General features: G+C 71.5%; 13 protein-coding genes. All 13 read right to left on the reverse strand.

The features are described from left to right. The 13 genes from O2V61_RS03575 to O2V61_RS03635 all read right to left on the reverse strand — a co-directional run bounded on the left by O2V61_RS03575 (position 1) and on the right by O2V61_RS03635 (position 12,623). Positions 1–1,329, reverse strand: a complete 1,329-nt coding sequence (locus tag O2V61_RS03575; protein ID WP_269181956.1) for a FliI/YscN family ATPase — start codon at positions 1,327–1,329, stop codon at positions 1–3. Further along, positions 1,326–2,177 carry a FliH/SctL family protein gene (locus O2V61_RS03580; RefSeq protein WP_269181957.1) on the reverse strand — a complete coding sequence of 284 codons (852 nt, stop codon included), beginning with the start codon at positions 2,175–2,177 and terminating at the stop codon, positions 1,326–1,328. The genes O2V61_RS03575 and O2V61_RS03580 overlap by 4 nt, the downstream gene beginning before the upstream one ends. Beyond that, positions 2,161–3,237 carry a flagellar motor switch protein FliG gene (gene fliG, locus O2V61_RS03585; RefSeq protein ID WP_269181958.1) on the reverse strand — a complete coding sequence of 359 codons (1,077 nt, stop codon included), beginning with the start codon at positions 3,235–3,237 and terminating at the stop codon, positions 2,161–2,163. The genes O2V61_RS03580 and fliG overlap by 17 nt, the downstream gene beginning before the upstream one ends. Positions 3,238–3,374: 137 nt before the next feature. Then, entirely contained in the window at positions 3,375–4,928 is a 1,554-nt protein-coding gene (gene fliF / locus O2V61_RS03590) for a flagellar basal-body MS-ring/collar protein FliF (RefSeq protein ID WP_269181959.1), read from the reverse strand. Beyond that, on the reverse strand, positions 4,928–5,254 hold the full coding sequence (gene fliE / locus O2V61_RS03595; RefSeq protein WP_269160015.1) for a flagellar hook-basal body complex protein FliE: 327 nt from the start codon (positions 5,252–5,254) through the stop codon (positions 4,928–4,930). Before fliE ends, fliF begins: the two co-directional genes overlap by 1 nt. A gap of 2 nt (positions 5,255–5,256) precedes the next feature. After that, a complete protein-coding gene (locus O2V61_RS03600; protein ID WP_269181960.1) occupies positions 5,257–5,661 on the reverse strand; it encodes a flagellar basal body rod protein FlgC in 405 nt (134 codons plus the stop codon). After that, positions 5,661–5,990, reverse strand: a complete 330-nt coding sequence (locus tag O2V61_RS03605) for a flagellar basal body rod protein FlgB (RefSeq protein WP_269171957.1) — start codon at positions 5,988–5,990, stop codon at positions 5,661–5,663. The genes O2V61_RS03600 and O2V61_RS03605 overlap by 1 nt, the downstream gene beginning before the upstream one ends. Positions 5,991–6,273: 283 nt before the next feature. Continuing rightward, positions 6,274–6,648, reverse strand: a complete 375-nt coding sequence (locus tag O2V61_RS03610; RefSeq protein WP_269181961.1) for a hypothetical protein — start codon at positions 6,646–6,648, stop codon at positions 6,274–6,276. After that, complete coding sequence (gene fliS / locus O2V61_RS03615) at positions 6,645–7,031, reverse strand: flagellar export chaperone FliS (RefSeq protein WP_269181962.1); 387 nt, start codon at positions 7,029–7,031, stop codon at positions 6,645–6,647. Before fliS ends, O2V61_RS03610 begins: the two co-directional genes overlap by 4 nt. Before the next feature lie 37 nt (positions 7,032–7,068). After that, positions 7,069–8,457 carry a flagellar filament capping protein FliD gene (fliD, locus tag O2V61_RS03620; RefSeq protein WP_269181963.1) on the reverse strand — a complete coding sequence of 463 codons (1,389 nt, stop codon included), beginning with the start codon at positions 8,455–8,457 and terminating at the stop codon, positions 7,069–7,071. A gap of 104 nt (positions 8,458–8,561) precedes the next feature. Further along, a complete protein-coding gene (locus O2V61_RS03625) occupies positions 8,562–9,839 on the reverse strand; it encodes a flagellin N-terminal helical domain-containing protein (protein ID WP_269181964.1) in 1,278 nt (425 codons plus the stop codon). A 215-nt stretch (positions 9,840–10,054) separates the two neighbouring features. Continuing rightward, a complete protein-coding gene (locus tag O2V61_RS03630; RefSeq protein WP_269181965.1) occupies positions 10,055–11,332 on the reverse strand; it encodes a flagellin N-terminal helical domain-containing protein in 1,278 nt (425 codons plus the stop codon). Positions 11,333–11,459: 127 nt separating this feature from the next. Continuing rightward, positions 11,460–12,623 carry a flagellin N-terminal helical domain-containing protein gene (locus O2V61_RS03635; protein ID WP_269181966.1) on the reverse strand — a complete coding sequence of 388 codons (1,164 nt, stop codon included), beginning with the start codon at positions 12,621–12,623 and terminating at the stop codon, positions 11,460–11,462. Between the last annotated feature and the right edge of the window lie 74 nt (positions 12,624–12,697).

The following is a 12,697-nucleotide window of genomic DNA, read 5'->3' on the forward strand; positions in this document are numbered from 1 at the left end:
TCACGCCGTGGTGGCGATCGCGTGCAGTCGGGCGAACGCCTCGGGTGTCGAGGTCGGGTCGTCCACGGCCTGCCGCAGGAAGGCGTCGATCTGCGGTACCAGCCGTCGGGCCCGGTCCACGAGCGGGTCCGAGCCGGTCTGGTAGGCGCCGATCTCGATCAGCTCCCGCACGTCGCGCAGCGCGGCCATCATCCGGCGGACCTCCCGGGCGTCGGTCATCTGCGGCGACGGGACGATGGTCGTGGCGACCCGGGAGATCGACTCCAGCACGTCGATCGCCGGGAAGTGCCCGGCGGTGGCGAGCTTGCGGGTGAGGACGACGTGGCCGTCCAGGATCGACCGGGCGGTGTCGGCGATCGGCTCGTTGTGGTCGTCGCCCTCCACCAGCACGGTGTAGAGGCCGGTGATCGAGCCGGTGGTGGAGGTGCCCGCCTTCTCCAGCAGCTTGGGCATCATCGCGAAGACGCTGGGCGGGTAGCCCCGGGTGGCCGGTGGCTCGCCGGCGGAGAGCCCGACCTCGCGCTGGGCCATCGCGGTGCGGGTGATCGAGTCCATCATCAGCAGCACGTCGCGGCCCTGGTCGCGGAAGCCCTCGGCGATCCGGGTGGCGACGAAGGCGGCCTTCAGCCGCACCAGCGGTGGCTCGTCGGAGGTGGCCACGACGACGACGGTGTTCGCCATCCCCTCCGGGCCGAGGTCCTCCTCGAGGAACTCGCGGACCTCCCGGCCACGCTCGCCGATCAGCCCGATGACGCGCACGTCGGCGTCGGTGCCCCGGGTGATCTGGCTCATCAGCGTCGACTTGCCGACGCCGGACCCGGCGAAGATGCCCAGCCGCTGGCCGCGGCCGACCGGGACGAGGGTGTCCAGGGCCCGGACACCGGTGGTGAGCTGCCGGTTCACCCGGGCCCGGGTGAGCGCGTTGGGGGTCTGGCTGGTCAGGTCGACGTACCGGATCGCACTGCCCAGCGGCGGGCCGCCGTCCATCGGCCGGCCGAGCCCGTCGAGCACCCGGCCGAGCAGCGCCTCGCCGACCGGCACCTGCAGGGGCATGCCGGTGGCCCGCACCCGGGCGCCGGAGCGGACGCCGGAGAGGTCGCCCAGCGGCATGCAGGTCAGCCGGTCCCGCTGCACGGCGACCACCTCGGCCAGCAGCGGCTGAGGGCCGGTGCGGACCTCGACCAGGTCGCCGACGGCCGCCGAGACGCCCTCGACGGAGAGGGTGAGCCCCATCGCGCCGGTGACGATCCCGGTCAGCTGGGGTCGGGCAGCCGCACGCGCCCGGTCGATGAGGTCGTTGCTGTCCAGGGCGTCGACGGTCGCCCTCATGACCGGAGCACCTCGCGGACGCGGTCCAGCGCTGCGCTCAGCTGGGCGTCGACCCGCTGGGTGCCGGCCTCGGCCAGCGCGCCGGCCCGCTCGACGGCGTCGTCCCCGCGGACGGTGACCGACGCCGGCAGCTGGGCCAGCGCCTCGGCCGGCACCTCGGCGAGGTCGTCGGGGTGCAGCCGGACGACGACCGGCACGTCGTCGGGGCACAGGGTCAGGGCCCGGCGCAGGGCGTCCAGGCCGGGCTCCGCAGCCATGGCCAGCTCCCGGCCGAACAGGTCGCCGACCAGGATGACGACGGCGTCCAGGATGCTGTCCCGCAGCTCGTCGACCACCGGGGCGGCGGTCTCGTCCAGCCGCTCGACGGCGGCGCCCATGGCCGCCGTGGCCGAGGCGAGCCGGCGCTCCCAGCGGGCCTGCACCTCCAGGAGACGCTCCTCGGCGGCCTGCTCGGCGGCGCGGACGACCTGCTCGGCGGCGACGAGGCCCTCGGCGTGGCCGGCGGCCCAGCCCTCCCGGCGGGCCTCCTCCCGCAGCCGGGCCAGCTGCTCGGCGTAGACCTCGCCCAGCCGGAGCCCGACCCGTGCGGTGGCGGCCCGGTCGCTGTGCGCCGCCGTGGGGTGCTCGGCGACCGGGGGGACGACGGAGGGCGCCCGGGGTGCCCGGGGCGGGGGGACCGGCGCGGCCGGGGCCGGCGCGACGGCGTCCTGCGCGGCGGGGCGCACCGCCGACGGCCGGCCCCACACCGGCGCACCCTGCGGTGCGCGCTGGTAGGGGACGGCGCCGGCCGCCGGAGCCCCGCGCAGCAGCAGGGTCTCGCGTCCGCTGCCGTCAGGCGACGAAGTCATCCTCACCACCCCGCGAGATGGTCAGCGCACCCTGCTCCTCGAGGGTGCGGATGACCGCCACGATCTTGGCCTGCGCCTCCTCGACGGTCCGGGTGCGGACCGGGCCGAGCAGCTCGATCTCCTCGATCAGGTTCTCCCCGGCGCGCTCGGAGAGGTTGCGGACCACCTTGTCCCGGACGTCGGGCTTCACGCCCTTGAGCGCGGTGGCCAGGTCGTTGGCCTCGACGTCGCGCAGCACCAGCTGCAGCGACCGGTCGTCGATGGTGACGATGTCCTCGAAGACGAACATCTGCGAGCGGATCCGCTCGGCCAGCTCCGGGTCGCTGTTCTCCAGCCACTCCAGGATCGAGCGCTCGGTGGGCCGGGAGGAGCGGTTGATGATCTCCACCAGCGTCTCGACGCCACCGACGGTCGCCATGTCCTGGTAGGCCAGCAGCGAGCCCATCCGGCGGCCGAGCTCCTCCTCGACCATCCGGACCATCTCCGGGGCGGTGCGGTCCATCATCGCGATCCGGTAGGCGACGTCGGCCTGCTGGTCCGGCGGGAAACCCGAGAGCACCTCGGCCGACTGCGGCGCCGGCAGGTGCGCCAGCACCAGGGCGACGACCTGCGGGTGCTCGTCCTTGAGGAAGGTGACCAGCTGCCGGACGTCGCTGTTGCGCAGCGAGGCGAAGGGCAGCTCGGTGTAGACGACGTTGAGCCGGGAGAGGATGCCGTCGGCCTTCTCCTCGCCCAGCCCGGCGGCGAGCACCTCGCGGGCGAACTCGATGCCGCCGGTGCCGACGAAGCGGCGGGCCTGCATGAGGGCGTGGAACTCGCCGAGCACGTCGTCGACGTCGCTGCCGTTGACCCGCTGCAGCCCCATGAGCTCGCTGGTCAGCTTCTCGACCTCGGAGGGGCGCATCTGCGCGAGGACGGCGCCGGCCTCCTCCTTGGTCAGCTGGGCCAGGAACACCGCGGCCTTGCGCAGGCCCGGCAGCTCCTTGCGGGGCTTGGCGAGCTGGGCGGGCGACGTCGTCGCCGGCACCCCGACGAGCTGTTCGACGCTGGCGATGCTCACTGCTCAACTCCCTTCGCGATGCTCACGGCAGTCCTCTTGTCCGGTGGACGCCACCGGCGCCCAGCTCCTGCATCGGCAGTCCGGGGCCCCACCCGGCAGGGCTGGTGCCCCGCCGGGGGAGGCCCCGGGCCGTGTGCTCACTTGGCGTCGGCGAACCAGCCGCGCAGCATCGTGGCGACCTCGTCGGGACGGTCGCTGACCATCTCCGAGATCTCGCCGCGCACCCGCTCGCGCTGCTGGGCCTCCAGCAACGCCGTCCGGTCGTCGAGGGCCGGGTCGCGGACGCTCTCGACCTGGATGCGCTCCTCGGCCTCCTCGTCCTCGTACTCCTCGTACTCCTCGCGGTTGCGCCGCGAGCGCAGCCACACGATGAGCACCAGCAGGGCGATGCCGAGGGCGATGCCGCCGGTCTTGATCATCGACCACATCTGGGCGGTCTTCTCCGCCTCCTCGGCGGCCGCCAGGTCGGCGGCGGCCCGCTCGGCGGCGGTCTGGTCGAAGGCCATCGCAGCGACCGTGATGGCGTCCCCGCGGGCGACGTCCAGGCCGACCGCGTTGCCGATCAGGTCCTGGACCTGGGCCTGGTTCAGCGCACCGGCAGCAGCCTGGTCCATCACCACCGAGACGGTCAGCCGCTGGACGGCACCCGGCGCTCCCTCGATGGTCTCCACGGTCTTGTCGACGGCGTTGTTCCGGGTGGCCGTCTCCTTGTCGTAGGCGGACTCGCCGTTGCCGTTGACCCCGAGGTCCTCGGCACCGAGCACCCCGCCGACGGCGGCCCCGTTGCCGGCGTAGTTCTCGATGGTCGTGCTCTCCGACAGCGCCGGGGTGCCCTCGTTGAAGTCGTAGCTCTCGATCGTCGTGCCGCGCTGGTCGAAGTCCAGGTCGGCGCGCACGGAGACGACCGCGTTGCCGGGACCGGCGACCCGGTCGAGGATCTGCTGGGCGTTGGCGGCCAGCCTGCCCTCGAACTCCTGCTCCATCTGCGACTGGGCGTCACCGGCGGCCGAGGACGTGCCCTCGCCGGCGGCGGAGAGGACCGCGCCGGTGGAGTCGGCGACCGTGACGTCTGCCGGGTCCATCTTCTGGACGCTGGAGGAGACCAGGTGGGTGACCGCCTGCACCTGCTCACCGGCGAGGCTCGTGCCGGGGGCGAGGTCCAGCAGGACCGACGCGGTCGGCTTGCCCTCCTCGGTGGCGAAGACGTCGTCCTTGGGCAGTGCGACGTGCACGACCGCGGATCGGACGCCGTCCAGCGCCTTGAGGGTGCTGGCGAGCTCCCCCTCCAGCGCACGCTGGTAGGAGACCTGCTGCTGGAACTCGCTGGTGGTGATGCCCTGCTCGTCCAGGAGGGAGTAGCCGGTCTCGTCGCCGGCCGGCAGGCCCTGGCCGCTCATCGCCAGGCGAAGGTCGTAGACCTTCTCCTTGGCCACCATGATCGTCTGGCCGCCGTCGGTGAGCTCGTAGGCGACGCCCTGGGCGTTGAGCTCCTCCACGATCGCCGAGGCGTCGGTGGAGGCCAGGTTGCTGAACAGCGGCGACAGCGTGGGGGCGGTGACCCACCGGGTGAAGAAGAAGCCGCCGAGGAGCAGCCCGGCCAGCAGCAGACCGATGACGATCTTCTGGCCGGCGCCGATCGTCGCCAGCAGCGTGCGGACCCGGTCCATCGGTCCGGCGAGCGCGGCGGGCATCAGATCTGCATCCGCATGATCTCGGTGAAGGCCGCGACCGCCGAGTTCTTCAGGGTCACCACGGTGTCGGTGGCCAGCCGGGCCTCAGTGCTGGCGATCATGTAGTCGTGGGCGTCCTGCAGGTCACCGGTCGCAGCCTGCAGCGCGAGGGCGTCCGCGTTGCCCTGCACGGCGTTCAGCGAGTCGATCGAGCCGGTGAGGACGGCGGCGAAGCCACCGTCCCCGGACACGGAGCGCGGAGCGGCGGCGTTGGCCGCGCCGGCGACGCCGGTGACGTCGGTGATGCCCGGCATGCCGATGGAGATGCCGGCGATGGGTGAGGTCATGATCAGCCCTTCCCGAGCTGGAGGGCCTGCTGGTAGGCCTCGGTGGCGCTCCTGATGGTGGCCAGGTTGGCCTGGTAGCCGCGCTGGGCCATGAGCAGCTGGGTCATCTGGTCGCCGAGGTCGATGTCGGGGTAGCGGACGTAGCCCTCGCCATCGGCCAGGGGGTTGTTCGGCTCGTAGACCATCCGGCCCTCGGCGCTGCCGAGCTCGGTGCCGGCGACGCGCACGCCGCCCTGGCCCGAGCCGTACTGGACCGCCTCGGCGACGACCATCCGTTCCTGGAAGGCGTCCTCGCCGGGGCCGTTGACCGTGTTGATGTTGGCCATGTTGTCCGCGACGGCGTCCATCCACTTGCGGTGGACGAACAGCGACGAGCCGCCGATGCGGAGCGTGTCGAAGACGGCCATCACTGCGTCCGCAGGGCGGAGCGCAGCAGGGCGTACTTGCCGTCCAGGGCGCTGATCGACAGCTGGTAGCGCAGTCCGGTCTCGGTGGCGATGACCGTCTCGGTGTCCAGGTTGACGTTGTTGCCGTCGGTCCGGGTCGGGTCCATCGAGCGGGTGACGGAACTCCGGCCACCCGCCGGGACCTGACCGTTGACGATCTCGGCCTGCAGCGTCGACTCGAAGTCGACCCGGCCGGCGAGGAAGCCCGGCGTCTGGACGTTGGCGATGTTGTCGGCGGTCACCCGCTGGCGCTGCTGCAGTCCGGTGAGGGACGCGTGCAGCGCCGTCATGGTCGAGTCGGTGATCACCGGACGCCCAGCAGGGAGCGACGGAGCACGAGGTACCTCCGGGTACGGCGGGACGCGCTCCCAGGGGAACCTGGGAGCGAGGGGGCCGCCGATCCGTGGCGAAGTTGGTGCGTTCCGTGCCCTTGAGTCATCGGCAGCGGCAGCGGCTGTCATGACCACTTGCACCCGATCGGGCGCGTCCAGTCACACAACGCACACGTCCCCCGCGACAGAAATGGCCATTTCTGTCGCGGGGGACGGGGGAGTGCCGGTGGTGCGGGTGGGGTCAGAGCACCCGGTCGATGAAGGAGGCGACCGGCCGGGTCGGTGCGTAGGACATCCGGGCGGCGACGTCCCGCTGCTTCTGCGACTGGGTGATCTGCTCGACCAGCGCCTCGGCGACCGCCAGCTGGTGCTGCAGCAGCCGGGCGGCGCGCTCGCGCAGGTCGTCGGGCAGCGGGCCCAGGTTGCTCGGCGGGATCCAGTCGGTGGACCGGCGGCCCCAGGCCGCGATCTCCTCGGCCCGCCCGCGGGCGAGGGTCTCCTCGGCCTCGTACACGTCGCCCTCGAGCGCGTCCAGCACCGCCGGCCAGTTCCGCCCGCCGGCCAGGGCGGGGACGTCCCCGACCCGGTTGCGCCCGGCGGGCGGGCCGGCGGTCACGCGGGAGCCACGGCGAGGGAGGCCGCGGCCTCCCGCCAGGCGTCGCGCAGCGGCTCGACGATCTTGCGGCAGTCGGCGACCCGGCGCAGGTCGGCCTTGAGGATCGCCTGGCCGAGCTCGGTGATCAGCCAGTTGTAGAGGGCGGCCAGCCGGGGAGCGCCGTCCCAGGCGTCGACCTGCAGGCTCTCCAGCAACCCGAAGACGACGTCCTGGGCGTGCTGCAGCTGCTCGGTCGCCGCGTCACGGTCACCCGCGGTCAGGGCGGCGTGCCCGCGCTCGAGGTCCAGGGCGAGGCGGTCGTACAGCATCACCAGCAGGCGCTGCGGGGAGGCGGTCGTGACCGTGTCACCCAGGTAGCGGGCGCGGAGGGAAGCGGTGCTCATCGGGAAGATGCTCCAGGTCGGTGGCGGGTCAGCGGGATCAGGAGTTGGACTTCGACCAGGAGGGCAGGCCGGCGATCTGTGAGTTGAGCCAGGAGGCCTGGTTCTGCATCGTGCCCAGGGCCTTCTCCATGGCGGTGAACTGGCGGGTGATCGTGTCCTTGCGCATGGCCAGCCGGGTGTCCCAGTCGGCGATGCGCTCGGTCAGGTCGGTGGCGCGCGCGTCCTGGCTCTTGGCCAGCAGGGTGAGCGACCCGGTGGTGGCGTCCGACGCGCCCTTGGCCAGGGCCTCCAGCCGGGCGGCGATCCCGACCGGTGCGGTGACGTCGTCGGCGTTGCCGCTGATCCCGTCCGCGCCGGTGCTGGTGATCGTCTTCTTGGTGAAGAGGTCCCGCACGACCGTGGGGTCGCTGGCCAGCTTGGCCGTGAACACCGCCGTGTCGAACGTGAGCTTGCCGTCCCGGGTGGTCTGCACGCCGGCGATCGAGGCCGAGGCCCCGCCGATCGCGCTGGAGACGACGTCGAGGATCTCGTTGGCCAGGCCGCGCAGGGTGCTGTCGCCCTTGAGCAGGGCGGTCGCGCTCTTGGGGTCGGTGTAGGACGTGATCGAGTCGAGCAGGCCGTTCGCCGCGTCGACCAGGTTCTTCACCTTCGTCGCGGCAGCGCTCGGGTCCTTGGCGACCGAGACGGTGACGAGGGCGGCCGGGTCGGCCTTGGAGACCGTGAAGGTCGTGTCGGCCATCAGGCCGGTGAAGGTGTTGGTCGCCGAGGTGACCTCGTACTTGCCGATCCCGGTGCCGACGGTGACCTTCGCGTCCACGCCGTCGACGACCGACTTGTAGCCGGTGTTGTCACCGATCGTGAAGACGGCGTCAGCACCGGAGGCCTTCGCGGTGAGCTGGAGCCGGTAGCTCCCCGTGCTCACCTGCACCGCCGTGGCGGTGACGCCGGCCTTCGGGTCGGCGTTGATGGCCGCGACCGCGTCGGCGAGGGAGGGGTCGCCCGCGGTGGAGGAGGTGATCGTGACGGCGGTGGTCGTGCCGCCGCTGGTGATCGAGATCGAGCCGGCGCCGTAGGCCTGGTCGGTGCCCGTCCAGGTGGCGTCGGTGATCATCGAGTGGGAGGTGGCGAGCCGGTCGACGGCGAAGGTGACCGACCCGGCCAGGGCCGCGGGGCCGGCGGTCGCGGTGACCGCGGTGGAGGAGCTGCTGGCCTTCGTGGCGGTCCAGGCCGCCGGGTCGTTGAGGGCCGCGGCGGCCGAGCGGAGCGTGTCGAACCGGGTGTTGACGGCGCGGTATGCGGTCGCGTCGGACTGCGTCGCGGTCAGCTGGTTCTTCAGCAGGCTCTGCGGGTTCGCCTCCACCTGCATCAGCTGGCTGATCATGGTCTGGTAGTCGATGCCCGAGATGAGACCGGTGCTCACGCTCATGCCTGCCATGGGGTACCTCCGGTGCTCGGGACGGTGAGTGCAGTGAGGGGGGAGGCCCGGGGGCCTCCCCCCTCACCGGGTGGTGCTCAGGTGGTGCGGGTGGATCAGCCCAGCAGCTTCAGGATGCCCTGCGGAGCCTGGTTGGCCTGGGCCAGCATCGCGGTGCCGGCCTGGGTCAGGATCTGCGTACGGGTGAAGTTCGTCATCTCCTGGGCCATGTCGGTGTCGCGGATCCGGCTCTCGGACGCCGACAGGTTCTCGACGGCGACGTTGAGGTTGTTGATGGTGTGCTCGAACCGGTTCTGGATGGCACCCAGGTCGGCGCGAGTGGTGGAGACCGACTTGATCGCGGCATCGATGGCGTCGATGGCGTCGGTGGCGCCGCTGCCGGCCGTGAAGGTCGGGGTGGCGTCGTTGATCTGGGCGGCGGTGCCACCCAGGGCGAACCCGCCGGCACCGGTGTAGCCGGTGACGGCCTCGTTGACCTGGAAGGTCAGGTCACCGGCGGCGGCGGTGAACGGGCCGGTGGCGCTGGTCAGCCCGAGGGCTGCCTTGGCCGCGGTGTTCAGGGCCGCGAGGGCCTCGACGTCGCTGACGGCGCCGTCGCCACCGCTGTCGGCCTTGGCCACGGAGTAGTCGACCGTGTTCAGGTCGAAGCTCTTGCCGGCGAAGCTGATCGTGCCGGACAGGTTCTCGTAGGCCGCCGAGCTGCCGCTGGCGGCCTGGAAGTCCGCCTCACCGGTCGCCTTGGTGAACACCATGTCGGAGTTCGCCGCGGTGGTCGCGTTGGTGGTGGTCACGCCACCGGCGGTGCCCGAGGTGGCGTTGGTGGTGTAGGCGCCGGCCTTGGTGACGTCGACGCCGGCGACGTCGAGACCCTTCTGCCCCATCGCGGTGCCGATGGTGACGGCGATCGTCTCGCCGGAGTTCGCGCCCACCTGGAAGGTGGTGGCGTACTTGCCGTCGAGCAGCTTCTTGCCGTTGAACGTCGTGGTGTCGGCGATGCGGTCCAGCTCGGACTTGAGCTGGCCGATCTCGGACTGGATGTTCTTCTTGGCGTCGGCGTTCAGCGAGCCCTCGTTGGAGGCCTGCACCGACAGGTCGCGCATGCGCTGGAGGATCTTGTGCGTCTCGGTGAGCGCACCTTCAGCGGTCTGCACGACCGAGATGCCGTCCTGGGTGTTGCGGACGGCGACCTTGAGGCCACCGATCTGCGAGCGGAGGCCCTCGGAGATGGCCAGGCCCGCCGCGTCGTCGGCGGCGCGGTTGATGCGGAAGCCGGAGGAGAGCTTCTCCAGCGACTTGCTCATCTGGTTGTCGGTGACCGACAGGTTGCGGTACGAGTTCATCGCCGCGATGTTGTTGTTGACGCTCAGACCCATGGTGTTCCTCCTTGGAAGGGGCCTACAGGGACATCCGCTGCATCCGTGCTGCGGGGTGTTGCACTCCCTGTTACGGCTGGGACTGAGCCGGTCTTGACCCGAACGCAGGACTGATTTCCGGTCCGGTCCGCCCGCGGTCGCGGGCGCGCGGAGGAGAGGGGGAGACCCGGAGGTCTCCCCCTCTCACCGGGTGGTGCTCAGCTGGTGCGGGTGGATCAGCCCAGCAGGCGGAGGATGCCCTGCGGGGCCTGGTTGGCCTGGGCCAGCATCGCGGTGCCGGCCTGGGTCAGGATCTGGGTCCGGGTGAAGTTCGTCATCTCCTGGGCCATGTCGGTGTCGCGGATCCGGCTCTCGGACGCGGTCAGGTTCTCGACGGCGACGTTGAGGTTGTTGATGGTGTGCTCGAACCGGTTCTGGATGGCACCCAGGTCGGCGCGAGTGGTGGAGACCGACTTGATCGCGGCGTCGATGGCGTCGATGGCGTCGGTGGCGCCGCTGCCGGCCGTGAAGGTCGGGGTGGCGTCGTTGATCTGGGCGGCGGTGCCACCCAGGGCGAACCCGCCGGCACCGGTGTAGCCGGTGACGGCCTCGTTGACCTGGAAGGTCAGGTCACCGGCGGCGGCGGTGAACGGGCCGGTGGCGCTGGTCAGCCCGAGGGCTGACTTGGCCGCGGTGTTCAGGGCCGCGAGGGCCTCGACGTCGCTGACGGCGCCGTCGCCACCGCTGTCGGCCTTGGCCACGGAGTAGTCGACCGTGTTCAGGTCGAAGCTCTTGCCGGCGAAGCTGATCGTGCCGGACAGGTTCTCGTAGGCCGCCGAGCTGCCGCTGGCGGCCTGGAAGTCCGCCTCACCGGTCGCCTTGGTGAACACCATGTCGGAGTTCGCCGCGGTGGTCGCGTTGGTGGTGGTCACGCCACCGGCGGTGCCCGAGGTGGCGTTGGTGGTGTAGGCGCCGGCCTTGGTGACGTCGACGCCGGCGACGTCGAGACCCTTCTGCCCCATCGCGGTGGAGATGTTGACGGCGATCGTCTCGCCGGAGTTCGCGCCCACCTGGAAGGTGGAGGCGTACTTGCCGTCGAGCAGCTTCTTGCCGTTGAACGTCGTGGTGTCGGCGATACGGTCCAGCTCGGACTTGAGCTGGCCGATCTCGGACTGGATGTTCTTCTTGGCGTCGGCGTTCAGCGAGCCCTCGTTGGAGGCCTGCACCGACAGGTCACGCATGCGCTGGAGGATCTTGTGCGTCTCGGTGAGCGCACCTTCAGCGGTCTGCACGACCGAGACACCGTCCTGGGTGTTGCGGACGGCGACCTTGAAGCCACCGATCTGCGAGCGGAGGCCCTCGGAGATGGCCAGGCCCGCCGCGTCGTCGGCGGCGCGGTTGATCCGGAAGCCGGAGGACAGCTTCTCCAGCGACTTGGCCATCTGGTTGTCGGTCGAGGACAGGTTGCGGTACGAGTTCATCGCCGCGATGTTGTTGTTCACGGACAGACCCATGGTGTTCCTCCTTGGACGGGGTGACCGCGGCATCCGTGCCGTGGCCTTCGTACCCCTGTCAACGGAGTGGGCCGGTGGGTCCTTGAGGGTGTTGCGGTGATGTCCCCCGTTCGGGTGGGAGACCCGGTCAGACCAGCAGCTGCAGCACGCCGCGCGGCGTCTGGTTCGCCTGGGCCGCCATCGCCGTGCCGGCCTGGGTGAGGATCGACGCCCGGGTCGCCGTGGACATCTCCGCGGCGATGTCGGCGTCCCGGATCCGGCTCTCCGAGGCCGCGGTGTTGTCCAGTGCCACGCCGAGCTTGGCGATGTTGTGCTCGAACCGGTTCTGCGCGGCACCGAGCTCGGCGCGGGCGGTGGAGACCTGCCCGATCGCCGCATCGATCGCCTCGAGCGCCCTGGTGGCTCCCGTGGCGGGTGAGAACAGGACCGTCGCGTCGGCCAGGTCCCGGGCCGAGGCGCCGGGCGGCGGCGCCGTGCCGGTGAGCACCAGCCCTCCCGAGTTGGTGGCCGTGACGGAACCGGCGCCGAAGGTCGTCGTCAGGGCCGCGTCGATCTGGGCCAGCTTCTCGGTGGCGGTGTCGGACGGGCCGAACCGGAGCGACCCCAGGTCGAGGGTCCGGCCGTCATGGCTGACGGACCCGCTGAGGGAGTCGAAGTCGGCGGCGGCGAGGGTCGCGGTGCCGAGGGTGATCGAGGAGGCGGTGCCCACGGCGGCGGTGGTGGCGGACGAGGCCGTCGTCCCGCCGGTGCCGGCGGCGGTGACGTCCACGCCGGCCAGCCCGAGGCCGGCTGCGCTCATCGCCGGCCCGAAGCCGACGGTGATCGTGTGCCCCGCGTCCGCGCCCACCTGGAAGGTGCCGCGGTAGCTGCCGTCCAGGAGCGTCCGGCCGTTGAAGGACGTCGTCTCCGCGATCCGGTCGAGCTCGGCCCGCAGCTGCCCGATCTCGGTCTGCACGTTGGCCCGGGCGGCGTCGTCCAGCCCGCCGGTGTTCGCCGCCTGGACGGCGAGGTCCCGCATCCGGTGCAGCAGGGAGTGGGTCTCGGTGAGCGCGCCCTCTGCGGTCTGCAGCACCGAGATGCCGTCCTGGCTGTTGCGCAGCGCGACCTTGAACCCGCCGATCTGGGTGCGCAGGCCCTCGGCGATCCCCAGGCTGGCGGCGTCGTCCGCGGCGCGGTTGATCCGCAGGCCGGAGGAGAGCCGCTCGATCGACGTGCTCTGTTGCCGATCGGCGATGCCGAGGACGCGGGCTGAGTTCAGCCCGGCGATGTTGCTGTTGACGACCAGGCTCATGCGGGCCCTCCGTGGACCGGGAACGAGAAGGAACCGCCGCAGCCGTGCGGCGGGATCGATCTCTTCTACGGTCC

It is taken from the genome of Modestobacter sp. VKM Ac-2985 (genome assembly GCF_026967925.1).
GTDB lineage: Bacteria > Actinomycetota > Actinomycetes > Mycobacteriales > Geodermatophilaceae > Modestobacter.

Bases quoted from the DNA above. Each gene is read 5' to 3' on its own strand.
- O2V61_RS03575 (WP_269181956.1), bottom strand. From the start codon at position 1,329: ATGAGGGCGACCGTCGACGCCCTGGACAGCAACGACCTCATCGACCGG.
- O2V61_RS03580 (WP_269181957.1), bottom strand. From the start codon at position 2,177: ATGACTTCGTCGCCTGACGGCAGCGGACGCGAGACCCTGCTGCTGCGC.
- fliF (WP_269181959.1), bottom strand. From the start codon at position 4,928: ATGCCCGCCGCGCTCGCCGGACCGATGGACCGGGTCCGCACGCTGCTG.
- fliE (WP_269160015.1), bottom strand. From the start codon at position 5,254: ATGACCTCACCCATCGCCGGCATCTCCATCGGCATGCCGGGCATCACC.
- O2V61_RS03600 (WP_269181960.1), bottom strand. From the start codon at position 5,661: ATGGCCGTCTTCGACACGCTCCGCATCGGCGGCTCGTCGCTGTTCGTC.
- O2V61_RS03605 (WP_269171957.1), bottom strand. From the start codon at position 5,990: ATGACGGCGCTGCACGCGTCCCTCACCGGACTGCAGCAGCGCCAGCGG.
- fliS (WP_269181962.1), bottom strand. From the start codon at position 7,031: ATGAGCACCGCTTCCCTCCGCGCCCGCTACCTGGGTGACACGGTCACG.
- fliD (WP_269181963.1), bottom strand. From the start codon at position 8,457: ATGAGCGTGAGCACCGGTCTCATCTCGGGCATCGACTACCAGACCATG.
- O2V61_RS03625 (WP_269181964.1), bottom strand. From the start codon at position 9,839: ATGGGTCTGAGCGTCAACAACAACATCGCGGCGATGAACTCGTACCGC.
- O2V61_RS03630 (WP_269181965.1), bottom strand. From the start codon at position 11,332: ATGGGTCTGTCCGTGAACAACAACATCGCGGCGATGAACTCGTACCGC.
- O2V61_RS03635 (WP_269181966.1), bottom strand. From the start codon at position 12,623: ATGAGCCTGGTCGTCAACAGCAACATCGCCGGGCTGAACTCAGCCCGC.